Origin of the sequence: Chryseobacterium sp. G0162, from assembly GCF_003815715.1 — a bacterium.
Classification (GTDB): Bacteria; Bacteroidota; Bacteroidia; order Flavobacteriales; family Weeksellaceae; genus Chryseobacterium.
The window spans coordinates 2935477-2960029 of record NZ_CP033922.1 but is presented as its reverse complement, the minus strand read 5'-3'; the positions used below and the strand labels follow the sequence as shown (position 1 = coordinate 2960029).

The following is a 24553-nucleotide window of genomic DNA, read 5'->3' as shown; positions in this document are numbered from 1 at the left end:
AAGGTAGTTCAAATAAACAACCTTTAATTTATGAAATTTCTAAAATTAGTTTTATTGAGATTTCAACAAATTTATGTAATGGAATCTCTCCCCTGAAACTTTCATTATCTATCATAGATGTAATATCAATTTCTGATCTAATTTTTGATTTATCTTTCACATAGAATGTCTTAGTAACTTTGTCAAGATAAAACGTAAACGAAACTTCATCATAAAAGTTTCCATCAATCTCAACTTGATCATCACCACTATAACTTTTATTATAAATATTATATAAAACTTGTTTAAAGTTATCCTTTGTAGCTATTTTATTAAATTTCAATTGTGTAGTAATTGTCCCTAAATTTGAATCACTTACTCCTTCAAATAACTCTGAAAAACTATTTGGTATAATATTTCTTTCAAGGTTTATCTCCTTCAAATCTCCTCCATCCATCATTCTTTGCATTAATTTTAAATTAGGAGCATGTGAAAGCTTAATTTTAATTCTATTCTCACCTTGAAAACCTTTTTTCACTAAAAAATTATTAAAACAATCTTCAAAACTCTTTTGAATGCTATGAGTAGATTTTCTTTGTAATATAATAAAACCTTCTTGTTTGTTTTTTGGAATTTGAATAAAGAAATTTAATATTCTTGCTTGAAGTTCATCAGAACTAACTGAATAATTAGTTGCATTAGTTTCTGGATCATTAATATTTACAGGATCTCCTGTTGTCCCGGCATCAAATTTTCCATAGATTTGCCTATTAGTTTTATCAAATCTATGAGGTTCTCTCAAGGTAAGACTTTTGTCTTTCCCGTTCTCATTAAATTTTTTAGTATTTGAAAAAATGTCATGACAAAACTCATCAAATAAATCTTGAGAATCGATATTCCCGGGCAAATTAGCCAAAAAGTGTTTTTCTCCTCTTTTATCTAAGATGGAGAATCTAAAAGTTGATACTTTATAATTCATTAATTTTTATTTCTTTTTTATAAAATTCTTAAATAATGATATTCTTATTTTTTTAAATATTATTATTATAACTCTAACGTTCGTGAGTGTTAAAAACGAATTTAATTTTGGAAAAAAGAAACATTTGCAATACATTTGCACAACAAAAGTAGATGAGGTAATCTCATTTTCTTCATTATTGATTTTTGTTTAAATTTGGATTGCGACCCCTAATTTTTAATACAAAATTTGATAAATTTTCCATGGCTGTTTATTCAGCCTTTTTTTATATTTTCTTTCCCTCTATTATTTTTTTCTTTTTGTTAAAATAAAATACTCTACCCCTTCATTTCTTTCCTTTCTAATATCATATATATAGCTTTTATTTTTATAATCTACCCCTCTTTTATCAAAAACATTTTTTAGATTAATATAAAAATATTGGCCGGCTTTAGACACTTTAAAAGCACCATCTTCTGTATCAACTGATACCATATAAATATTTCCCTCATCACCGCTCTCATTAAAGCCTACTTTAAAAAAAACGCCTTCTTTAATTGCCATAAAACCCTCTGCTCCAGAAGAGAACCCAAGCTTTCCTGATTTATGAATTGTTGCTTTAATTGAACCTCCTACTTTATTAGGATCTTCAAATACTATAGAATCAAAAATATTCATTGTATTTATTTACTAGCAAATGTAGAAAAAAAAACATTAACAATCAAATTATATAAAATTTATTATCAGATTACCATCATACTACATTACGGTTTTCCGTAATTAAAATTGAATATTTATTCGATTATTTATTCGATTACTTATACATTTATTTAACAATAATCATTATATCATTTGTTAAATGAATATATTAAAGTCTAAAAAAATAAATATTATAATTAAAAACCTCAAGGAATTTCTTTGAGGTTTTTTTGTATTTTTAATCTGACAAAACTAATCCTCATGAAAAAGGAATTTCAAATTAAAGAGCCTTGCTCTGCTGCCCGGGAAAATATGCAGAAGATTCCTGGTGGAAGCTTTTGTGATCTTTGTGCAAAGAAAGTATATGATCTTGCAGATACAACAGATGATGAAATTAAGGAATTGTTAGAATCCAACTCTTCTGTTTGTGGAAGAATCCAACCCCATCGATTATATATTCCGGAAGAAAAATCAGAAACACAATACAATTTTTTTCAGCTGCCTTTTAGAAAAATTGCAGGAGGAATCTTTCTTTCTATTTTATTTGCCTCAAACCTTAACGCACAAAAGCAGAAACGTGATACTTTAGAAGCTCGTGAGATTCAGGGAATGATTATGGTTGCCCACAGACCAGATGATGAGGGATTTGAGTATCCTGAACCAGTAATCACCAGAAATTTGAACGTAAAGCCTTCAGGAAATACAGGAAACCTCATCGAATATCAGTTTATTACAATTCTTACTCCTTTTAAAAGGTTCAGATCCAGCTCTTTTTCAAAAAACCAGATCAATATTCCTGCAGATAATGTCAGGATGAGCAATATATTCATTTTTGAAGGAACAGATTCTCAAAATGGAGTTCTGAATGACAACAAATCTTTTCTTCTGGTCAATAAGAGAAATATTAAGGAAGATGGAAGTCTGAATCTCAATCTGGACCAGGCAAAGAAGTTTTCTTTTAATCCTAAAAATAAAGACTTCATTTATTTTCTGGATGGAGAGGAGATCACCAAAAAAGAGTTTGAACAATACCAGCAAGAAAATAAGATCGACTCCTATTTTCTACCGGAAATCTATGCTGAGGAACTATTTGGATCCGATTATTATTTCGAAAATGGTGCTATTGTAGCTTATCGAAAATAAATTTTCCATTCTGCTTTACCCATCACAAACATCACAAAAGACTATAATTATGAAAAACTATTTCAAAAGACTTTTATTTCTATCTGCTCTGTGTTTTACAATAATCACATCAGCACAAAAGCAACCTGACGAATTCACTATCAGCCTTCCCGCTAAAAAACTGGATAAGAGCTATTATAAAACCATTAAACTGATTGACCGCAGAATTGATACTACTTCATTAGGAACTTTCCGAAAGGGACTCTTAAATACTCCTGCAAATCTGTTTGCAGCCCAACCTCTTTCTGATCAGTTTCAAAGTGTTTTAAACAGCCTCAATGGGGAGAATACCGAAAACGGGACTTTAGTTTTATATCTCAGACAATTGTTTTTTACAGAAGTTACCGTTCATGGCTATTTTTATTTCCAGGCATTTTTATTTTCAAAAAATGAAGATGGCACCTATTCTCTCATGGATCAGGTCAATCATGTTATTGACCATAAGGCTAAGTCTGATGTTACCAAAGAAATGCTTCAGAAAGGAAGCGAGTTCCTTGTTGATTTTATTGCTGCAAATGCATCTAAAAAACCACAATCCGGGAATCATTATACTTATGAGCAGATTAAAGATTTTGAAGGGATTGCTAAGGAATCCATCAGCTTTTTCCGCTCTTCTGAATTGAAAGATGGCGTATATAATGATTATCAGGCTTTAAGAAATCAGCTGCCCAACAAAGAAATTACCAATGTAAAATTCTACGGTAATGCTCCGAAAATAGTAAGAATCTATGAAACTGTAGATGGCAAAGAAAAAGAAATTAAAAAAGATCATATTTATGCGATCGTCTACAAAGGTGAACTTTATCCCTATCTTTCCATAGAAAACTTATTTACAAAGGCTGAAAAGAGAGACAACGATTATTACTTTATCGGAAAAATAAAATTAAATCCAAACTCACCTAATTTAAATATTCTTCCTTCATTCTCCTATGGAAGTGTAGGGGTTTCCTTCACCAGTAATCCTATTGCTCCATTTGAAATGAAAATTGATTACTTCAATGGGGATTTTATTCCTATCAAAGAAGTTGAGAATAAAAGATAGGTGTTGGATGAAAGCTGGAAGTTGTTTTCTTCATATCATTACTGGCATCACCAACGATATAAAAAAACAAAAACCGCAGAGGATTCTGCGGTTTTACTTTATGGGTATGAAAACTATTTCTTATTGAAATCTCCTGCAAACACAGAAGTCAGTTTGTCTTCACTGATATATTTTTTAAGAACATCATTTACCTGTCCAACTTTTAAGGCTGAAACTTTCGCTTCCAGTGTATCGTAGTCCTCCAAAGGAATACCATACTGAAGCTGAGTGTTTACAAGTCCCATCAATGTACTTTCATTTCCTAAGCTTGTTTTTCTTGAAGTCAGCCATGAAGTTAAGTTGGATTTAAATTCTTCCTCAGTGAATCCTTCTTTCACCGCTTTATTCAATTCTTCTTTTAATGCTGCATTTACAGCATCTTTTTTAGTAGGATTAAAAAATGCATACCAACCCCAAGAGGCCACATTATTATCTGCCGGAACTCCCATGTATGAACCTGCACCATAACTGATTCCTTCTTTTTCACGAAGCCTCATAGGAATTCTTGCAGTCATGAACCCTCCACTACCCAACATTTCATTGGCAATCAATAATGCCGGATAATCAGGGCTTTTTCTATCCATAGAGAAGCTTATTTTCCCAACAGCAGCTCCATTTTCTTTATCCGGAGTCAAATAGATTTTATCTTCTTTTTTAGTCGCAAAAAGTTCAGGTTTGATTTGTTCATAGTTAGACTTAGAGTTCCATTTCCCAAATGTATTTTCCATTAAAGAAGATGCTGTTTTAGAATCAAGATCTCCAATCATGGTTCCTACTCCATTATTACTTCCTATAATTTTATTGTAAAAGTCTACAAGTTCCTGTCTTTTGATTGTTTTATTAGCTTCAATCTGTTCCTTGAAAGATGGAGTATAGTAAATACTTTCTTTAGGGTAATTTTCCGTTACTTTTCCTATCTCAGTAAATGCCAATGCTTGTGGATCATTTAAAGAACCTTCAAGATAAGTATTGTATTCATTAACAGTTTTTACTAGTTCTGCTTCAGGGAAGTTAGATTCTGTAAGGATTTCTTTCATCAGATCCATTACTTTGGGCAAATGTTCTTTGTATGTATTGATATTCGCAGATAATGTTTGCCCTTTGAATGAGAAACTGATAGAAGATTTCCACTGATCCAGCATATCCTGAATCTGTTCTTTGGTATGAGTTTTAGTTCCGGTTTTCATCACCTGAGCCATTAAAGCCCCTATTTGAGCTTTTCCACTTAAATCTTTAGCATTACTTACAGGAAAACGGAAGCTTCCCAACACTTTCCCTCCTTTAATCTCTTTCTTAATAACTCCATACTTCATTCCGTTGCTTAATTTTCCTTCAGAGAGATTCGCTTTTAGATTTTTGATGCTTGCTTCAAAAGGAGCCACTTCTTTTTCTAAAGCTTTCCCTTTGTAGTCTTTCGTCAAGGCCGCAATCTGACCATCAGAATATTCTATATTTTTTACTCTTATTTCATCTTTGGAAGGAACAAATACTCCTACCGTTCTGTTATTGGTTTTAAAATATTTATCCGCAACTCTCTGGATGTCGGCCAAGGTTAATTTTTCAACATTATCACGATACAACATTCCTAATTTATAACTTCCGGCTCCTACAATCTCAGTAAGCCCAATCGCAAAATTGATCGTATTATTTTTAGTATTTTCAATTTGCTTTAAAATCTTAGCCTTGGCTCTTGCAACATCCTGTTCTGTGTATTTAATGGTTGAAACTTTATCGAGCTCTGTTCTGAACTCACCTTCTACCGCTTTTACATCTTTATCTGCAGGAACTTCCAAACCAAAATACATAAATGCAGCATCTCTTACTGTTGGCTGGTAAGAATATACAGAAGCTGCTTTATGAGAATCAATCATTGCTTTATATAAATACCCTGAAGGATCTGCTGTTAAAATTTCTGATAATGCATCTAATGCTGCATAATCTTTATCTGCATAAGGCGCTGTATGATATAATGCCCCTACAATTTTGCTATCTCCTGAACGTTTCAATTCTACAAAGCGTTCTCCATCCTGAGCTGGCTCAACAGTATAGGTCTGATCTAAAACTCTTGTGGGTCTCGGAATTACAGAGAAATATTGGGAAATATAATTTAAAGCCTGCTTTTCATCAAATTTACCTGCTACAACTAGGGTAGCATTATCCGGTTGATAATGTTTCTCATAGAACTTTCTAAGCGTTGGTGCTTTTACTCTTTCGATATCTTCTTTACTTCCGATGGTACTGTTTCCATAGTTATGCCATAAATAAGCAGTGGATACAATACGCTCCATTAAAACCGAACCTGGATTATTTTCACCAATCTCAAATTCATTTCTTACCACAGAAAACTCTTTATCCAAATCAGTCTGAAGAATTGTAGCATTCACCATTCTGTCGGCTTCCATCTCTAGAGCCCACTTCAGGTTATCATCACTTGAAGGGAAAATTTCATAATAATTTGTTCTGTCATACCAGGTTGTACCATTTGCATCTCCTCCTTTATCTGACAATTGTTTTTTAATATCCCCTAATTTCTTTGTGCTTTTAAACAACATATGCTCCAGTAAGTGAGCCATTCCTTTTTCGCCATACCCTTCGTGCTTAGAGCCTACATTATAAATAATGTTTACCACCATATTGCTTTGTGAAGCATCCGGAACCAAAAGGACTTTCATCCCGTTGCCCAGGGTGTATTCTTTTACTCCCTCTGTATTGCTTACAAATTTTGGAGCTTCAGCTTTCTGCGAAAATAATGGGGTCGCAATTCCCGTGAAAAATAGGACGGCAGTCCCAACCAATAGATTTTTCATGTGTTTTATTTTAAATCTGTTTAATTTTGTATGTTTTCAAGTATATTATACTAATTAGACTCTATAAATCACCGAATTGTTACAAATTTTGTCATAAAATTGCAGGATTAATAGAAATTGAAAGTAATGAAGCCTAAAGCCTTATTCAACTGGAGCAGCGGAAAAGATTCTGCATTGGCTCTTTACAAAATCCTACAGCAGGATCAATATGAAGTATGCACTCTATTAACCAGCATTAATAAAGAGTTTCAAAGAATTTCCATGCATGGTGTTCATATTCTTCTTTTGGAACAACAAGCTTCCCTCCTTGGCATTCCGCTTACTAAAATGGAACTTCCAAAGGAACCTTCTATGGAAGAATATCAGGAAATCATGAATACAACAATGGCAGAAATACAGGCTCAGGGTATTACGCACTCTATTTTCGGGGATATTTTTCTGGAAGATCTTCGTCAATATAGGGAGAAACAATTAAATACCATTGGGATGCAGGCTGTATTCCCTCTTTGGAAACAAAACACCTCCGACCTTATCCGGGAATTTTTACATTTAGAATTTAAAACCATCGTCACCTGTGTGAATGGTAGTTATCTGGATAAAAGCTTTGCTGGAAGAATCATTGACCAGAAATTTCTTGATGATCTCCCAGACAATGTAGATCCCTGTGGAGAAAATGGGGAATTCCATACGTTTACTTTTGATGGGCCTATTTTTAGAAGTCCAGTTCAATTTGAAATTGGAGAAACAGTAAAAAAAACTTACCCTAAACCGAAAACCAATCCGGAAGACGAGGATGAAGAATATATTTTCTGGTTCTGCGACCTGATTCCAAAATAAATCAGCAATTTTTTTGCCACGAATCCACGAATAAAAATGCTTAGAATACTTTGATTATTACCAATGGAGAATAATCATTAAATAACTCAGCAGGATACCTTAGCGATGAAAACACAATTAAAAAATTCGTGTATTCGTGGCATTAAAAATTTATTTTAATTGTGTAATGATACTGTTCATGGTTTCAAAGATCAACTGAACATCTGTTTCTGTGGTTTTCCAGTTGACAAAAGCAGCTCTGATCCCTTTACGCTGATTATAGAAAGTGGGAGTCATAAAAACTTTTCCAGTACTATTCAGCATTTCAAGAAATTTCTCTACTTCATCCTGTTTTTTGCCATCTTTGAGGGTGAAACATACTGTATTAAGGCGAACCGGAGCTAAGAGTTTAAAATCATTACTGTTTTCAATCAGCCTTCCAAAGTTTCTGGCCAGCGAAACATTATTTTCTACAATATCTTTATAGCCTTGTTTTCCATAAGCCATTAAAGAAAACCATGCCGGAAGTGCCTTTAAACGTCTTGAATTCTCAGGAAGAAAATTTAAATAGCTGAAATTATTCAATGGATCACCCAAATAAGGAGCATTTGAGTTCTGAAAGGTTTCTACCTGCAACCTATTGTATTCTTCTTTCACCAGAAATAGGGCACTTTCATAGGGAACATTCAGCCATTTATGACAATCTATCGTAATACTGTCTGCATATTCCCAACCTTTTACAAGATGTTTATAGTGTTCTGAACACGCTGCAAAACCTCCAAATGCGGCATCAATGTGCCACCAGAATGTATATTTTTCCTTTAATTTTTTGATCTCCATAAAATCATCGAAGTCTACAGTATTTACTGTTCCACCACTTGAAATCAATATAAAGGGTTCATGGTCCAGTTTTAGGATATGCTCTTCCAGATCTTTAATAGAAATAGCTTCACGATCATTTCCATCTGTTTTAATTTTGATGATATTATTGCTGCCCATTCCTAAAAGAGATAATGACTTTATGGATGATGAATGGGGAGTTGCCGTTAAAACTTTCATGGTTTCAGAAACTCCATCTTTAGCAAAGTCTTTCCCTTTTTCTTTTCCTAGCCATTGGCGGGCCACTGCCAGACAGGTAAAATTAGACATGGTGGCTCCGGTTACAAAGCCTCCTAAAAAATGATCAGGAAGCTCCAGCAATTCAAGAATAAGTTTAACCGTTTCCATTTCTACATTCGCTGAAATATCTCCAGATCCTTTTGTTGATTGGGTATTTTGGTCATAAATGGTGGTAAGCCAATCACCGGCTATAGAAGCTGGAGTAGTACCGCCGGTAACAAATCCAAGATACCTCGGTCCAGCCGATCCTACCATAATAGGTTCAAATCTATTATTGAATAGTTTTATGACTTCTTCTGTTCCATAACCATACTCTGGAAGATCTATTGTTTCCGGTATAAGAGCATTATTGATGGAGGTAGGTCTGTCTGCAAGACTTTTCAGATATTCAGTTCCTTGCTTTTTTATAATGTCCAACAGATGGCTTATATTCACTGAATCGTTGTTCAAATGCTCTTTCATGATTTAGGGATTACATATAATCTATTCAAATGTATTGAATAGTCTTCAAAGAACCATTAAATGTACATTAATTACTTTAAATATCCCTTCTTAGCACGCATTTTGCATCTTACAACGCTCTTAAAAATTTCAGTATCTTTAAGAATATCAATTTTAATTTCAAAAAATAAACACCCGTGATCAAAAATTTAATGTTCCTTCTTCCCTTTTGTTTTTTATTATCATGTAAAACAGAAACTCCACTACCACCTGTCGATAAAAAAGCCATTGTTGATTCCACCATTACGGCTTTTCAGAAAACACTTTTGGAACAGCAGATTGATTCTGTATTCAAAAAGTATCATTTCAACGGAAGTATTGCGGTTTTCAAGGATTCCCTTCCTCTTTACAGAAAAGAAAACGGATATTCTGATTTTAAGAGAAAAGCTAAAATGGACAGTAGTACCATCTTTGCCATAGGATCAATAAGCAAACAGTTCACTGCTGTTATGATTCTTCTTCAGATGGAACAGGGAAAATTAAATGTTACGGATAAAGTTTCCAAATATCTAAAGGAATTCCAAATCAAAGAATATGAAAATATTACGATTCATCAACTTCTGAACCATACTTCCGGACTGAATATGATGGGAGGAAAACTGATGTTTAAAAGTGGAACTGATTTTTACTATTCCAATGATGGATTTAATGCTCTCGGGAAAATTGTAGAAACCGTATCCGGAAAATCATATGATGACAACGCATTGGAACTGTTTAAAAAAGCAGGAATGACCCAGTCTTCAACCGGAGATATTTTTAAAGGCTCTGATTTTGCGTCAGCCTACCTTGGAAATACAAATAAATTTCAGGAAGTTCCCAACATGCCTAAAAGACTAGGTGGAAAAGAAATCGGGACACCTGCCGGAGGAATTCTTTCTACTATCCAGGATCTTCATACATGGAATAATGCACTGTATGGAGGAAAGATTCTGAAACCGGAAACGCTTAAACTCTTTATGGCAAAAAGTGCAGAGAGACGCCATGCCATCTTTGGAAAAATGGGCTATGCCTATGGAATCATGTTGAACATCGGCAAGCCCAATTCTTATTTTCACAGTGGATATGTAAAAGGATCTCCTTCTCTGAATATCTATTATCCTGAAACAAAGACTTCTGTTATTATTCTGTCTAATATTGCAGATGAAGAAAAAGGAAAAGGCTTGGTCTTCAAACCACATATTGAAGTGAAAAAGATTACAGATCATCTTGAAAACACCCTTACTCAGCTTAGATCAGGACACTAGCTTTTCGTGCCTTGTAATACAGGAGCTGAATTTTTACTGCCATCGCATATAAAAAGAAAAATTTCATGATTCCGCTTCCCGCCATTGCCAAGTCATCATAAAAAAGATAAACAGAGGCAAAAAGCACAATACCAACAAGGGCATTCTTTAGAATCAAAGGGTGAAAGCTAAGTTGTATATAATGGTACAGCTTCATTTTTCGAAAGATGATATTATAAGCAAGCAGGGAAACCATGGTTCCTATTAATATCATTTCAGAATACATAAATACATCTGGAACAGTAAATATAAATTTGGAAAGAAGCAATGTGAAAACGGCTGCATACAGCATCATATTTCTAAATCTTTTCTGAAGGATTTCTTTTTCGAGTCTTGTAATTTTCCTGAATGAAAATATATCTGCTTTTATAAGATTCAGCTCTTGTTTCCAGCTCTCTTTCGTATTCTGAAAAGCTTCATCAAAGTTAAATTGCTGTTCTTCCATAAGACCTGAAATCTGTTGGATAAAATGGTCTTTAATTTCAATAAATAATTTGTGATTCAGGTTCTTTGACAAAAGATACTGCTGTATTTGTTTTTCTTGTGTAAGAGTAATCATATAAAAATGGTTATTAGTTTTTAATTTTTTAAAATTAGTCTGTTTACTTACCATCAGTAGTAAGAGTAAGAAAATCGTGCATTTTCAGCAGATTTTTCTTATGTTCATAAAAATTGAGCAATGTAAAAATTACTCCGGTCTGCAACAAAAAAGGGATCAGTAAAGTAGTCATCATCATAAAATTATCTGCATGATTCTGTTCTCTGAAAAACTGATAAGCATAATGGCCATCCCTCATCATCATTTGGAGCATAGACAGAGCACACAAGAACATTAATCCCATATTTTGCTGATACATTGTATATAGGCATTTGCCTTTGTACTTAAAATCCGGTTTCATGTATTGGCGGATTTTAAAATTCAGGATCCATACTGCTGCCAATGCCAATAAAAACATTCCGTTCAATCCTTTAAAAAGAAAACTGTAAGTATCTGCATTATTGGCCAGGTAGATCAACAGGATATTAACGCCTAAAAACAGAAGCCCGGTCAAAAAAGATTTCTTCAACAACTTGTTGTACTTTTCACGGATGACTTTTTTTGCAATTAATGGAATAGGTTCCCGAAAAAACATCCAATAATTTGCTGTGATAAACTCGTCCTTCCATGATTCCTTTACTTTGGAAAAAGCATCTTCAAAACTAAGATTTTCCTCCAGCTGCAGATCCATGATCTGATGGATCATATGATCTTTAATTTCTATCTGTATATCCAGTGAAAGATTTCGGGAAACAAGATAGTCTGTAATTTTGTGTTCCTGCAGAGTATTCATTATATACTAAATATAGATTGAAGATTTACCAGATAGCTTTTCATTTCATTCTCCTGCTCTGTCTGCTGTTTTTTTCCTTTTTCAGTGAGCAGATAATATTTGCGGTCTCTTCCGTTTATTTTCTGAATTTCTGAAGTAATCATTCCTTCTCCCTCCAGCTTATGCAATAACGGATAAAGTGCCCCTTCTGTCATTTCGAGTTCACCTTGGGTAAGCTCTTTGGCCCTTTGGGTAATTTGGTAACCATACATTTTAACCTCTTTTGAAAGTAGCTTCAAAATAATGTTCTGTAAAGTTCCTTTATAAAGACTATTTTTTTTCATGGTGGTCATTTCAATACATTGCAAATCTATGCATAATTTTCTTATGTATTGAAATTTATTTTAAAATTCTTAATTTTCATTATGAAAAAAATGTACTTTATCGCCATTTACCCACCAGAAGAAATCATTGAGGAGATAAGGACTTTTAAAAAAGATCTGGCTTTTTCTTATGGAAACTCTAAGGCGTTAAAAAATGAAGCTCACATCACTCTCTTTCCTCCTTTCTCCAGAGAACTGGAATTAGAAGAAGATATTCACATTGCATTTCAGAAAATTGATACCAATCTGCTACCATTTGAAATTGAATTGAATGGTTTTGGAAGTTTTCCCAATCCTCAAAATCCGGTGATCTTTGTACATCCTGAAAACAATACTCATTTAACAGATCTTTATAACAGGGTAAAGCAGCAGTTCAATTTTTCAAAATATTCTTTTACTCCACATGTGACCGTAGGATACAGAGATCTAACCTGGGAAAATTATCTTAAAGCCTGGGAAAAATATGAACATACAGAATATAAAACTAAATTTTTAGTTAGTAAAATCCTATTATTACGACATGATGGGAAATGGGTTCCTATTGCAGAGAAAGCCTTTACGGAAGTGCAATAAAAAAGCTCCTTACTTATTCTCAATTCTTAGAGGTCACAGTTTCCTTCTATGATCTTTTTGTCTCTTATCTATTCGTCTTCCTTCTCATTATTATCTTATAAAGTCCTATCTTTGACCCAATGATTGCAGAGAAGATAATTTTAGGTATTGATCCCGGAACAACGGTGATGGGATTTGGTCTTATTTCCGTTAAAAAAGGTAAAATGGAAATGATTGCCCTTCATGAACTGATTCTAAAAAAATATCCCAACCACGAGACCAAACTAAAATATATTTTTGAAAAAACACTAGCATTAATTGACGAATATCACCCTGACGAAGTAGCGCTTGAAGCACCTTTCTTTGGAAAAAATGTACAGAGTATGCTGAAATTGGGACGCGCACAGGGAGTAGCTATGGCTGCCAGCCTGTACAGAAATGTTCCCATCACTGAATATTCTCCTAAAAAGATTAAAATGGCCATTACCGGAAATGGGAATGCCAGTAAAGAACAGGTAGCAGGAATGCTTCAGAATCTTTTTAAACTAAAGGAATTTCCAACAAAATATTTAGATGCTTCCGATGGTCTTGCCGTGGCGGTATGTCATCATTTTAATTCCGGAACCATTACGGATACAAAATCGTATTCCGGATGGGATAGCTTTTTAAAACAGAATCCGGATAGACTTAAATAAACCATTTTCATTATCAGTCTAATACTATTGGAATTTTCTTTGTTTTTAGAATACCATGAAATATTTTAATATTGTTTTTTTTCAGGGAATCTAATTGTCCTGTTGGCAGGCACTTTTTTATCTCAGTACTGTCAAAGTTTAACTCAATTTGAATAAAATATTTCTTTTTTTTATCAAAACTATAATAAGTACCTGAAGACTCAAGATCTTTTTTAAAAATTGAAATTTTCTTTGGAAATTTCTTTTCAGCGCCAGGAGTCAAGACAAATTTTGTTTTGGTAATTACCTTGTGATTCTTTGCTCCCCAGTAATCAACCTGAAGCCCCTGAACCAATAATTTTTTCCATAGTAAAGAATCTTTGTGCTCATTGAGTATAAACTGATCCATTTCTTTTCCCGTAGGTGTGCCCTTATTAATATAAGCTGTATGGACAACAGGCTCTTTTCCTTCCTTATCAGTAATCCATACACGTCCTCCCAAATAGCCCCATTTTTCGTGGTCAACAAATGAAGGTGGATAAAAAATATATTTTACATCCGTATTATTTTTAAGTACAAAACAGGAATTCTGATTGGTGTGATATACTGCATCACAAAATTTAAGTTTTACTTCTTTTCGAGTGCAGGTAAAGGACACTGTAAAGACGATCAGTAATACAATCAGTTTCATACTTTTCAATATTTTTTATAATAATTCGGAAATATCACGTCAAAAAATTTCTTTCAGAATCAATTTAATGACCTTTTAAAATAAATCCACTCACTACTTATATAGCTGCAATCTTTACAGATCTTCGTTTCTAAAGAGACTTTAAAACGATACCACTTATTTTTTTCTAGAGGAGAAGTACTAAATATATCGAACTTATATTGTTTTGTCTTATTCTTTTTTAGTAAAAACATATAGGGGAAACATGGCTCCATAAAACAATCAAAATGCTTCTTTGGAAAATCAACATCTTTATATGGCCCATCTTCAGCATCACTTTTTTGAAATGCTGTCACCACCAAAGCATTATTATCAATATGATCAGAAACCCTAATCCATGCTTTCTTGAAATTTTCAATTTCAAGAATTACCTCTCCTTTATTAATATTATCAATATGAAATTTATAAATAAATTCAGTTTGCTTTTCCTGGCCTAAGCAGGCAATAGACACCAGAATAAAAAAAGAAAGTATAATTGGTTTCATCGTAGTATAAAAATTTAGAAAGAGATTATTTTTCTTTCTCTTTTAATTAGCTTTTCACTTTGTACTTTAATTTGTTTAAAAATAATATTTTTTTATTCATAAACCACAGTGACAATAAGCTATTTGAAGCCAATGTTTAAATTACTTGGTAAAACATAATACTATCTTTTACATTGGTATGATTTTTAATACTACCTTTGTATAAATTTTCTATGATGAAAACAAACCAACAAACTATAAATCAACCGAATCATAAAATAAACTGGTTCCAGAAATTCCTGATGGTATGCTCCGGAGGGAACATCCATATTTTAAGGAAGACCCCAAGTGAATGGAATAAATTTTCCGGTATCGGGGGAATTGTACTTTTCACGGCAGTGTTTGCCACTCTTTCTGCAGGTTATGCTATGTATACCGTATTTGATGATATCTGGGCATCCATAGGATTTGGAATTCTGTGGGGGTTAATGATTTTTAACCTTGACCGATACATTGTGTCTTCCATCAAAAAAACCGGGACATGGTGGAATCAGATCCTGATGTCTATTCCCCGTTTAATCCTCGCAACATTTCTAGGGATTATCATTTCAAAACCGTTAGAACTTAAAATCTTTGAAAAGGAGGTAAATAAGCAATTAAACACCATTATTCAAAGGAATAAAAAACAGCTTCAGGGTGAAATGACCGGAAGAATTCTTCAGCAAAGCGGTCCTTTTGAAACTGAGAAGAAACAGATTGCAGAAAAAACAGCTTTATATCAGCAATCGTACGATTCTGCATCTGTAGAACTTGAAAAGGAAATTCTGGGAAAAGAGTCTGGTTTAACCAGTGGAAAAGAAGGATATGGACCTAATGCCAAACGTAAACAACAGTTGAAGGAGCAGCGCAGACAAGATCTTGAGAATTATCAGAAACAGGTAGCTCCAAGACTAGAGTATCTGGATAAAGAGATCTCAAAAGTCTATACCAATCTTGAAACCGAAAGAAAATCTACAGAAACCTTTGAAGATAAGTTTAATGGATTTGCAGCTCGACTTCAGGCCCTGGATGAATTGGGTAAAAACTCTGCTATTATAGGACTGGCAGCTACCTTTATCATGGGACTTTTTATCTGTCTTGAAATCTCTCCCGTTCTGGTAAAACTCATTTCCCATGTAGGCCCTTATGATTATCTCCTGGAAAAAACGGAAAATGACTTCAGGCTCTATTCTAAGGAAAAAATTGAAAAAGGAAATGCTCTGACTGATTTCAGGGTTGAGGATTTTAAGGATAATCTAAAAAAATAGTGTATTTTTCATCCATGATTATTGATAAAGAAGAAATTCGGAAGAAAAAGAAAAAGCTGGACGATTGTAAAGCTTATCTAAAAAAAGAATTCATTGGTATAGATAAGATCATCGATGATATCATGGAATATATCCAGATCTGGTATCTGATGCCTGAGATCTTAACCCGTCCCGTGGTAATCAATTTATGGGGAATGACCGGAGTAGGAAAAACGGACCTGGTGAGGAAGATGGTTCGTTTTCTTGATTTTCAAAATCGTTTTGTGGAAATTGAATTAAGCAATACAGATGAAACATCTTGGAGCAAAAGTGTTTCAGACATCTTACAAACTAATGGATTAAGTGATGAGAAACCAAGCATTGCTCTTTTTGATGAGATCCAGCGTATCAATACCATAGATCCGGATGGTATTCCGGTTCCTCAAACCAAGTTCACTGATTTTTGGGAGCTTTTGAGTGATGGGCGTTTGAGCAAAAGAGAACGGGAAGATCTTGAACATTATCTATTCTCCTATCTTTTCCGAAAAAAAGAAAATGACAGACGAAAGCAGAACGGAGAAACGGAGCTGGATGAAAATCCATATCTGAACCTGTGGGATGCCAAAGAATTAAAAAAATACCTCAGCATGGATGATGATGTCATGAGCATCATTGATATGAAAGAGGAAGATATGATTAAGCTGATCCGCAAAAAGCAGAAAGAAAAGAAAATCTATGAACCCGTAGATTACAGCAAAATGCTTATCATTATTAGTGGAAACCTGGACGAAGCGTTTCAGATGTCAAGAGAAACCAGTGAGGCAGATGTGGATGCCAATATTTACCATGCTTTCACAAAAAAAATAACGGTAGTTGATATTAAAAATGCTTTAGCCAGAAAGTTTCGCCCTGAACAGGTAGCAAGATTCGGGAATATTCATTTAATTTATTTTTCATTAAAAACTGAGGATTTTCATAAGCTTATCCAACGGGAAATCAATAACCTGAAGCATAAAACCAAAACGAAATTCGGGGTTTCTTTAAAAATAAATAAAGCCATCAATGAACTGATATACAGAAACGGAGTTTTTCCGGTTCAGGGAGTGCGTCCAGTATTCAGCAGCGTTGTGGATATTTTAGACACTAACCTCAGCAAATTTCTGTTTGAAGCCATTATCCATGAAGATAAAAATATCGAAATCGATTATCTCCAGGATAAAAATATCGAAATCGATTATCTCCAGGATAAAAAGATTATTACCGGAAAGATGGGTTCCCGAACTATTGAAATTCCATATCTAGGCAGAATCGACAGTATACGTCAGGCTAATCAACAGGATGCAGTGGCCAATATCAGTGTTCATGAATGCGGGCATGCCGTTTCTTATATGCTGTATACAGGTTTTGCCCCACTACAGCTTAAAAGCAAAGTAGCAAGCAGTTATGCAGCCGGTTTTACTTTCCCACATCAAATTCATGATACCAAGGAAAGTATTCTAAACAGAATCAAAATCTATCTGGCAGGAGGAATTGCTGAAGAAATTATTTTTGGAAACCAGCATGCCAGTATCGGCAGAAGCCACGACAGGGAGCAGGCAACAAGCCTTGTCATTGATTTCATCAGAAAATACGGTTTTGAAGAAGAGTATCAGGCTGCTTATAATCTGGAAGCCTATCCTCATCGTATGCAGCAGCACATCACCGACGAAAGAATCGAAACACTGATGCAGGAACTCGTACAAAAAACAAGAGAAGATCTGATTCTACATCTTGATTTGCTTAAAAATATGAGCAAAACCCTTAGTAAAAAAGGAAGTATGTCTCCAAAAGAAATTTACGATATAGCGGTCAAACATCAATTAGAGGTCAGTATCAAAGAAGAAGGATATCTACATATTACCAATTATCATGATTTGCTGAATTCCTAGAGAAAATATCTATAGAAACAGCAAAGTCCATTAATAAATTCAACCCTTTTAGTTCAATCTGAAAGGGTTTTTCTTTTTAAATTTATACTAGTAAAAATCAATAATGGCTTTCGGAATTTCCGGAAGCCTTTTTATTTCATTTTTAGGGAATATTTTTTGCTGGACATAGAATATGCCATCCAGTGTTATCAATCATTTTATCTATTTTCCGGAAACTGAAATAATAAGAATTTTCTATCAGTCCGGAGCGGTGTATGATTATTTTAAGGTACCTTCCCATATTGCTGAAGACTTTGGTAAGGCATCTTCCAAGGGGAAATTTTTGAATTCGGTTATCAAACGTAGATTCAGTTATAAAAAATTAAAATAAAAAATGCCCCCATTTACTGGAGGCATGTATATTTATTTAATTTAGTAAAGTTATTTAATAATCAGCTTAGATGTTTTACTATCTTTTCCATTAGAAACCTGAATCATATAAACTCCTTTTTCAAGTTGTTGACTTACTTTATAAACTCCATTTTCTTCCTGAGATACGGTTGGGTTAGCCACTACTCTTCCTGCCATATCAGAAATTGAAACTTTAAGATTCTTTCCATTTTTGGCTTTAATGAAAATCTTATCTCCAGTAGCAACCGGGTTAGGATAAATCACTAAATCATTATTATTAGCTTTTGTTTCGCTTGTTCCAAGGTTTGAAACTAATGTCACAGAATAGTCCTCTGCCTGTCCATAGTTTAACTGCCCACAAGTTGCAAATGCTATTGGATCTCCCTCATCAAAACCTTCAGCTATCACTCTCATTCTTAAAGGAGTATTCATAACCGCTGTGGAAGGAGGAGTAAATGTTCCCGTGAAAAGTCCTCTTAAATCTGCACCCAGTTGAATATCATCTCCACTGGCAACTAATTCTGATTCTTCAAATAAACCATTATTGTTATAATCAATCCAAACTCTTACAAACTGAGGATTTTGGAAAATTTCCACCTCAATAGTTTGTGGTTGATTAACAGCTAAGGTAGTATGAGAGTTTTTCAAACAAGATTGTAAGGTATAATCTACATAATAAGAAGGATCACCAGTCCATAGCCCTGAGCTAGCATTATTAATTTGTCCTAGTTTAACAGAAGTAGGACCGATCAAATAATCTCCCATATTCGTTACACCAGTTGGAGCACAAGCTGCTATAGGTGTAGTAGATCCTGTAGATGTAGAAATTGGCGTACCACCTGGTGAGGTCGTCAAGCTACTTCTAAGTAACATAAACAATCCCTGTATTTTATCCCCTTGCCCAAGAGTAAATTTCTGTGCTATTGAATTTGTATAATTCATCATATTATACTGTACTCCCTGATAATTAGTTGATGTACAAGGATTGGTCTGTGCATTTGTAGGTGGAACACCAAAATAAGCTGCCCCCGCTCTTTCCGTATCGCAAACCATATCATTATCTTTTGTACAATCTCCTGTAGTAGCAGGTGGACAATAGTTAGCATTGGAACTGCTTACTTGATAATTTCCTCCCTGGAATGTATGATATAGCCCCATAGCATGCCCAAACTCATGAGCAAAAGTTGTATCATGAAGAGTACTTACAGTTCCGGCCTTCATAAAAGATTCATATTGGCTATCCTGCGAATTCGGAAATGCAGCAAATCCCATTAAACCGGCATTTGGAGTAGGGTCTCCATCAAACATATTGATCAAATAAATATTGAAATAAGAAGATTCAGGCCAGTGTGGAGCTAATCCCTTAATAGCTGCTCTCGTAGCACCATTAGCTGTCTGTTGAGCCATTCCAGAAGTACTATATCCAGGAAGAGAACTTCCGTTATATCTTACAATACCTGTTGTTTCCGTACATTGTGGAGTTCTTTTTGCCAGCACTAATCTAATTGGGAATACAGCTGCTGTACCAAAATCAGCCGGCACGCCATTAGAAGGCCATGGATATGTTCCTGCATACATTTTATTAGCATTCTCTATCCATGTCTGAATCTGTGCATTTGTTCTGCTAAATCCACCATCTCCCCCTTCAATTACATGAACAACAACTGGAATTTCATAAATTCCATTTACCGTTTTATTAAAGGCAGATGGATTTTTTTTCTGTTCTAATTGAATTTTTCTTGCAATGTTTTCAAGGGCTTCCCTTGCTCCTGGATTTTCTTTATCTTGCTGTTCTAAAAGCTGGTCAAATCCACATAGTTTCTGTTTTGGCAGCTGTTGCTGCGCAGACAGCGAAAGCGAAAATAGCGCTGCTCCATAAAGGAAAGTTTTCTTCATTTCTATAATTTTTAAATAGGTTTTTAAATTTTAGATTTCAAACACATTTCAATCAGTTACATTCATTTTCTACATATAAAAAACAAACATATTTTTAAAATCACAATAGTTAGTCGGAAAACATATATTTTTGTTACATAATTCTAAATACTTATTTTCAAAAAGAATCAAAACTTATTTGATACTAATTAAATAAATTATTTATTTTGATTAACAATTTTAAAGCCATTAAAAAAATAGACTCAGGAATCTGAATATAAAAAAAGCCGCACAGATGTGCAGCTTCTTTTATATTATGAATATTCTTTCTCTATAAAGAATAGTTTGGAGCTTCCTGAGTGATAATCACATCATGTGGGTGCGATTCTTTCAATCCGCTTCCTGTAATCATTACTAATTTGGAATCTTTCTGTAAAGTTTCAATATCTTTAGCTCCACAGTATCCCATACCCGCTCTTAAACCTCCGGTTAACTGGAAGATCACATCTTCTAATTTCCCTTTGTGTGGTACTCTTCCTTCAATTCCTTCCGGAACGAATTTTTTAGCTTCACTCTGGAAATATCTTTCTTTTCCACCTCTCTTCATTGCGGAAAGGCTTCCCATTCCTTGGTAAGACTTGAATTTTCTTCCCTGGAAAATAATTTCGTCTCCCGGAGCTTCGTCTGTACCTGCTAAAAGAGAACCTAGCATTACTGCTCCTGCTCCACTTGCAATAGCTTTTACAATATCTCCTGAAAGCTTGATTCCACCGTCAGCAATTACTGTTACGTTTTGAGATTTAGCATATTCGTATACATTGTAAATAGCGGATAACTGAGGTACTCCAACTCCGGCAACCACTCTTGTTGTACAGATAGAACCTGGGCCAACCCCTACTTTAAGAACGTTAGCTCCTGCTTTGATTAGATCTGCAGCCGCTTCAGCCGTTACAATATTTCCTCCTACGATATCTAAGTTTGGATAGGCTTTTCTGATCTCAGAAATTTTATCTAAAACACCTTTAGAATGTCCGTGAGCAGAATCAATTGCAATAATATCCACTCCAGCCTGTACTAAAGCTTCAATTCTGTCTAAAGTATCTTCTCCAACTCCAACTCCGGCCCCTACGATAAGACGACCGCTCTGGTCTTTGTTGGCATTTGGATATTCAAGTTGATTATCGATATCTTTAATCGTAATTAAACCTACAAGCTTGTTATCCTTATCTACGATTGGTAATTTTTCAACTCTGCTTTTAAGAAGAATTTCTTTCGCTTTTTCAAGGTTGGTATCTTTGTCTGAAGTGATCAGGTTTTCTTTGGTCATGATCTCCTCCACTTTCATATCAAGATCCTCCTGATATTTTACATCTCTGTTGGTAATAATTCCGATAAGAACATTATCAGCATCCACAACAGGAAGTCCTGAGATTTTGAACTGAGCCATCATCTCTTTAGCCTGTCCTAAAGTGTGGTCTTTTGAAAGGGTAACCGGATCGGAGATCATTCCGTTTTCGGAACGTTTCACACGGTTTACCTGTGCTGCCTGCTCGGCAATCGTCATGTTTTTGTGGATAAAGCCTAACCCTCCAACTCTTGCCAGGGCAATTGCTAAATCACCTTCAGTAACAGTGTCCATTGCAGCGGAAACTATCGGAACATTCAGCGTGATTTTGTCGGTAAGTCTTGATTTTAATGAAACCTGGTTAGGTAAAACTTCTGAATAAGAAGGGACTAGAAGAACGTCATCGAAAGTGATGGCTGTCTCTACAATTTTGTTATGAATAGACATCTTTACTTTCTTTGCAAAATTAGGTTATTTTGATGACATATGAAAATCATTTTTAATAGTTTAAATAAAATTTAATAATCAATAAGTTAAATCGAAAAACCGCCCTTTTTAAGAACGGTTTTCCTTCACAAAATAAATTTAGTATGTCTGAAACTACTTGTCTAGGATCAATATTTTGATCAATAACAATTATTTTACAAGATTCCCATTCTCGTCCAGATTCTCAATATGGGTCTGATTATTTTTATCTACATATAACTTTAGCCTTACTTTTCCTTTGGTATCACGGATAAAAACTCCAACATCTCCGTTTGCTGTTTTCCCTGCAAAAAATCGTTCATTGGTTAACCTGCCTTGTTCTCTAAGCATTGCGTATGCTTTTTTACTGGCAACAGCATCATTGAGCTTTTTCAGGGAATCCTCAAACTTAATAATAGCTTCCAAAGGGAAATCATCCGGACGATCCCAAAGTTTTAAGCCGTACACTCTTTTTTTATCTTTTCCGGTTTCTTCAAGATACTGGAGCTGCATGATCTGATCTGTATTTCTCTGATCTATTGAATATACCATTCCTGATCCTTTTTCATCAGCATCATATACGAGTCCCCCACATTCATCTCCTAATGAATTAAAGAAAATCAATCCTGCATCCCTTTCTCTCTGATTCATATTTTTATGATTCACCATTCCCGGATGCTGACGCTCTTTATTACTGATGACCATTTTTAAAGTTCCATCTTTTTCAACGATATTGATGCGTTCTACATCTATTTCTTTAAAACGTTCTACAGAAGGATTGGCTTTAAATGCCAGTATAAAAAGTAATACACAAACTACAGTAAGCGAAGCCGCATATATTTTTAACATACGAACTTCTTTAATAAGCTTTTCCATAGGAAGATTTTTGAAGTGAAATCAATTACTTATCTGAAACAGCATTAATCATTTTTGAAATATCATCAGGTGTAAAACTCCCTCTTACATCTACAAAGACTAATTCTTTATCTGAATTCACTGTAATCAGCATATTCTTAATAGCCTCTCCTTTTTGCTTTACTCGCAGGTTTACATTTTCACCATTATGTTTTATGGTAGCCCAGTCTTCATAATGATTAGTATTCAAAAATTTGGCATAATCATTCAACATTTCTTTGCTGCCGTTTTCTACGGTAAGAACTTTTATTTTAGAAACCTTTTTAATGAGACTAATAAGTTCTTCACTCTCTCCGTCTTCTCTTAAGGCTTTCTTGATATAGGGCTTAGCCAGCAGTAACGGCACATTAAAACTTGTAAACTTGGCATCTTTAAAATCATATCTTGCATCTGAAAAGAAGTCTATGTTAGGTTTTTCAGAAACAATACAGGATTGAAGACTACCGATTACCAAAATTGAGAAGAAAATAGTTTTGAGCGTTTTCATGGTAATCATTTTAATCCATTGGTCTTAGTAATCCTCCTGATGTCTTACTGATGTTGGACTCTATTTCCGGTCTTCCTTTATATCTCACAGATCCTCCTGAAGATGCTCTTACTTTTAATTTATCCGATACGTTTACGGTAACATTCCCTCCGGAAGTAGCTTCCGTTTCAAGATAAGTAAATTTCAAATCATCTGCTTTACATAATGCCCCACTGCTAATATCTATAGTTCCGGAATCTGCTTTTCCACTCAGACTCATATTAGATCCGCTTGAACTTTTAATTCCGATATTTCCGGCAGTAATTCCTGCTCTGATATTTGACCCTGAGGATACTGAAATACTTGCTGCATTTGAGACTTTAAAGTCACCGGTAATATTAGCTCCGGATGAAGCATCAATCTTCATATTTTTCTCCTGAATAGAGTTTACAACAGTAAGATTAGAACCGGATGACACATCAATATTGTCCATTTTTGGAGAAGACACATTGACACTTAAGTTTTTAAATCTCAGATTTCTTACTCCTTTATTATCAATATAAATTTTTAAAGTACCATTCTCCACCTTGGTAATAATGTATTCTAATTTATCTGCATCTGCAATCACTTTTACACTGGTTGGTGTTTCCTGTTTAAAAATTACATTGACACCGGTGCTGACCTGAATTCCTGAAAAATCACCAACGTTTCTGGCTTCTCCGTTAAGATAAGACGAATTATTACCTGAAGTAAGATTATTTCTTGTATTGGAAATTGGATTCTTTTTGGTTTCACTGGAGTTAATGATCTTGCTTACATCGTCCATAGAAAGCTTTCCGTCAAGCATGACAAAAATACTTTCCCCACTTCCGCCGTCAATACTTAGTAACAGATCATCCAGAATACCGTTTTTAGCTTCCGCGGATAAAAATTTCACTTTAGCTCCGGCATTATTCACTGACATGATTTCGTTGTAGTTCAGATTCTTTAGATAAGAAGAAATATCTTTACTCAATTGGGACATGTTACTCTGAACTTTACGCCCTTCCGCAGTATTTCCTTTCTCTGGATTTTCCGTAATAAGAATCTTGAGCCCGTTAATTTTTGACAATAACGGTTTTATCTGATCCAACTGGGAATCATCAATATTAAGACTGCTAAGCATGCCGAACATCGGTTTGGCAATCTTAATAGAGGTTACTCCCTCAACTTCCTGATATTTATCAAAGAGTTGGTCAAATTTATCTTTTTGTCCATATACATTAAAGAAATGGGAAAAAGCGAGAGCGAATATTATGAATAGTTTTTTCATGAGTCAATTTTATTTTTAAGTTAATGATGGCAA

At 34.4% G+C, this 24553-nt stretch carries 23 protein-coding genes; 9 read left to right on the top strand and 14 right to left on the bottom strand.

Features of this window, described 5'->3' with window-relative positions; genetic code table 11:
- Positions 1–28: 28 nt before the first annotated feature.
- Both EG344_RS13455 and EG344_RS13450 read right to left on the bottom strand, forming a co-directional pair.
- A complete protein-coding gene (locus EG344_RS13455) occupies positions 29–958 on the bottom strand; it encodes a hypothetical protein (protein WP_123909863.1) in 930 nt (309 codons plus the stop codon).
- 285 nt (positions 959–1243) lie between these two features.
- Positions 1244–1615, bottom strand: a complete 372-nt coding sequence (locus EG344_RS13450; RefSeq protein ID WP_123909862.1) for a hypothetical protein — start codon at positions 1613–1615, stop codon at positions 1244–1246.
- Between the two features lie 282 nt (positions 1616–1897).
- Here EG344_RS13450 and EG344_RS13445 point away from each other — a divergent pair, with 282 nt between their 5' ends.
- Together EG344_RS13445 and EG344_RS13440 are read left to right on the top strand one after the other, a co-directional pair.
- A complete protein-coding gene (locus EG344_RS13445; RefSeq protein WP_123909861.1) occupies positions 1898–2779 on the top strand; it encodes a hypothetical protein in 882 nt (293 codons plus the stop codon).
- A 49-nt stretch (positions 2780–2828) separates the two neighbouring features.
- Positions 2829–3860: a hypothetical protein gene (locus EG344_RS13440; RefSeq protein WP_123909860.1), complete on the top strand. Its 1032-nt coding sequence runs from the start codon at positions 2829–2831 to the stop codon at positions 3858–3860.
- A gap of 113 nt (positions 3861–3973) precedes the next feature.
- Here the strand turns inward: EG344_RS13440 and EG344_RS13435 are convergent, their stop codons facing one another.
- Positions 3974–6706 (bottom strand): M16 family metallopeptidase, encoded by a 2733-nt coding sequence (locus tag EG344_RS13435; protein WP_123909859.1) that lies wholly within the window; start codon positions 6704–6706, stop codon positions 3974–3976.
- Positions 6707–6832: 126 nt separating this feature from the next.
- Here EG344_RS13435 and EG344_RS13430 point away from each other — a divergent pair, with 126 nt between their 5' ends.
- Complete coding sequence (locus EG344_RS13430; protein WP_123909858.1) at positions 6833–7543, top strand: diphthine--ammonia ligase; 711 nt, start codon at positions 6833–6835, stop codon at positions 7541–7543.
- Between the two features lie 150 nt (positions 7544–7693).
- Here the strand turns inward: EG344_RS13430 and EG344_RS13425 are convergent, their stop codons facing one another.
- Complete coding sequence (locus tag EG344_RS13425; RefSeq protein ID WP_123909857.1) at positions 7694–9103, bottom strand: pyridoxal phosphate-dependent decarboxylase family protein; 1410 nt, start codon at positions 9101–9103, stop codon at positions 7694–7696.
- 176 nt (positions 9104–9279) lie between these two features.
- Between EG344_RS13425 and EG344_RS13420 the strand changes: the two genes are divergently transcribed.
- Entirely contained in the window at positions 9280–10386 is a 1107-nt protein-coding gene (locus EG344_RS13420; RefSeq protein WP_123909856.1) for a serine hydrolase domain-containing protein, read from the top strand.
- On the opposite strand, the gene EG344_RS13415 is transcribed toward EG344_RS13420, so the two are convergent.
- The 3 genes from EG344_RS13415 to EG344_RS13405 are packed head-to-tail and all read right to left on the bottom strand — an operon-like array spanning position 10370 to position 12079.
- Entirely contained in the window at positions 10370–10984 is a 615-nt protein-coding gene (locus EG344_RS13415; protein ID WP_123909855.1) for a hypothetical protein, read from the bottom strand. The two genes, EG344_RS13420 and EG344_RS13415, sit on opposite strands and share 17 nt — an antisense overlap.
- 43 nt (positions 10985–11027) lie before the next feature.
- Positions 11028–11756 (bottom strand): hypothetical protein, encoded by a 729-nt coding sequence (locus EG344_RS13410; protein WP_123909854.1) that lies wholly within the window; start codon positions 11754–11756, stop codon positions 11028–11030.
- A complete protein-coding gene (locus EG344_RS13405) occupies positions 11756–12079 on the bottom strand; it encodes a PadR family transcriptional regulator (protein ID WP_123909853.1) in 324 nt (107 codons plus the stop codon). Before EG344_RS13405 ends, EG344_RS13410 begins: the two co-directional genes overlap by 1 nt.
- 81 nt (positions 12080–12160) lie before the next feature.
- On the opposite strand from EG344_RS13405, the gene EG344_RS13400 reads away from it, so the two are divergent.
- On the top strand, positions 12161–12691 hold the full coding sequence (locus tag EG344_RS13400) for a 2'-5' RNA ligase family protein (protein WP_123909852.1): 531 nt from the start codon (positions 12161–12163) through the stop codon (positions 12689–12691).
- A 119-nt stretch (positions 12692–12810) separates the two neighbouring features.
- Complete coding sequence (ruvC, locus tag EG344_RS13395) at positions 12811–13365, top strand: crossover junction endodeoxyribonuclease RuvC (RefSeq protein WP_123909851.1); 555 nt, start codon at positions 12811–12813, stop codon at positions 13363–13365.
- A gap of 13 nt (positions 13366–13378) precedes the next feature.
- Here ruvC and EG344_RS13390 read toward each other — a convergent pair whose 3' ends face one another.
- Both EG344_RS13390 and EG344_RS13385 read right to left on the bottom strand, forming a co-directional pair.
- Complete coding sequence (locus EG344_RS13390; RefSeq protein ID WP_123909850.1) at positions 13379–14035, bottom strand: hypothetical protein; 657 nt, start codon at positions 14033–14035, stop codon at positions 13379–13381.
- A gap of 59 nt (positions 14036–14094) precedes the next feature.
- Entirely contained in the window at positions 14095–14559 is a 465-nt protein-coding gene (locus tag EG344_RS13385) for a hypothetical protein (RefSeq protein ID WP_123909849.1), read from the bottom strand.
- A gap of 215 nt (positions 14560–14774) precedes the next feature.
- Between EG344_RS13385 and EG344_RS13380 the strand changes: the two genes are divergently transcribed.
- The 3 genes from EG344_RS13380 to EG344_RS13370 all read left to right on the top strand — a co-directional run bounded on the left by EG344_RS13380 (position 14775) and on the right by EG344_RS13370 (position 18122).
- The gene (locus EG344_RS13380; RefSeq protein ID WP_123911816.1) at positions 14775–15845 is read left to right on the top strand and encodes a DUF4407 domain-containing protein; all 1071 of its coding nucleotides are present in this window, start codon (positions 14775–14777) and stop codon (positions 15843–15845) included.
- 14 nt (positions 15846–15859) lie between these two features.
- Entirely contained in the window at positions 15860–17752 is a 1893-nt protein-coding gene (locus EG344_RS13375) for an AAA family ATPase (protein WP_123909848.1), read from the top strand.
- Positions 17753–17924: 172 nt separating this feature from the next.
- Positions 17925–18122: a KTSC domain-containing protein gene (locus EG344_RS13370; protein ID WP_123858013.1), complete on the top strand. Its 198-nt coding sequence runs from the start codon at positions 17925–17927 to the stop codon at positions 18120–18122.
- A gap of 50 nt (positions 18123–18172) precedes the next feature.
- On the opposite strand, the gene EG344_RS13365 is transcribed toward EG344_RS13370, so the two are convergent.
- The 5 genes from EG344_RS13365 to EG344_RS13345 all read right to left on the bottom strand — a co-directional run bounded on the left by EG344_RS13365 (position 18173) and on the right by EG344_RS13345 (position 24520).
- Positions 18173–20038, bottom strand: a complete 1866-nt coding sequence (locus EG344_RS13365) for a T9SS type A sorting domain-containing protein (protein WP_123909847.1) — start codon at positions 20036–20038, stop codon at positions 18173–18175.
- A 310-nt stretch (positions 20039–20348) separates the two neighbouring features.
- Positions 20349–21809 carry an IMP dehydrogenase gene (guaB, locus tag EG344_RS13360; RefSeq protein ID WP_123909846.1) on the bottom strand — a complete coding sequence of 487 codons (1461 nt, stop codon included), beginning with the start codon at positions 21807–21809 and terminating at the stop codon, positions 20349–20351.
- Positions 21810–21998: 189 nt separating this feature from the next.
- Positions 21999–22703: a hypothetical protein gene (locus EG344_RS13355; protein ID WP_123909845.1), complete on the bottom strand. Its 705-nt coding sequence runs from the start codon at positions 22701–22703 to the stop codon at positions 21999–22001.
- 25 nt (positions 22704–22728) lie between these two features.
- The gene (locus tag EG344_RS13350) at positions 22729–23229 is read right to left on the bottom strand and encodes a DUF4252 domain-containing protein (protein ID WP_123909844.1); all 501 of its coding nucleotides are present in this window, start codon (positions 23227–23229) and stop codon (positions 22729–22731) included.
- Between the two features lie 10 nt (positions 23230–23239).
- Positions 23240–24520 (bottom strand): DUF4252 domain-containing protein, encoded by a 1281-nt coding sequence (locus tag EG344_RS13345; protein WP_123909843.1) that lies wholly within the window; start codon positions 24518–24520, stop codon positions 23240–23242.
- Positions 24521–24553: the final 33 nt, after the last annotated feature.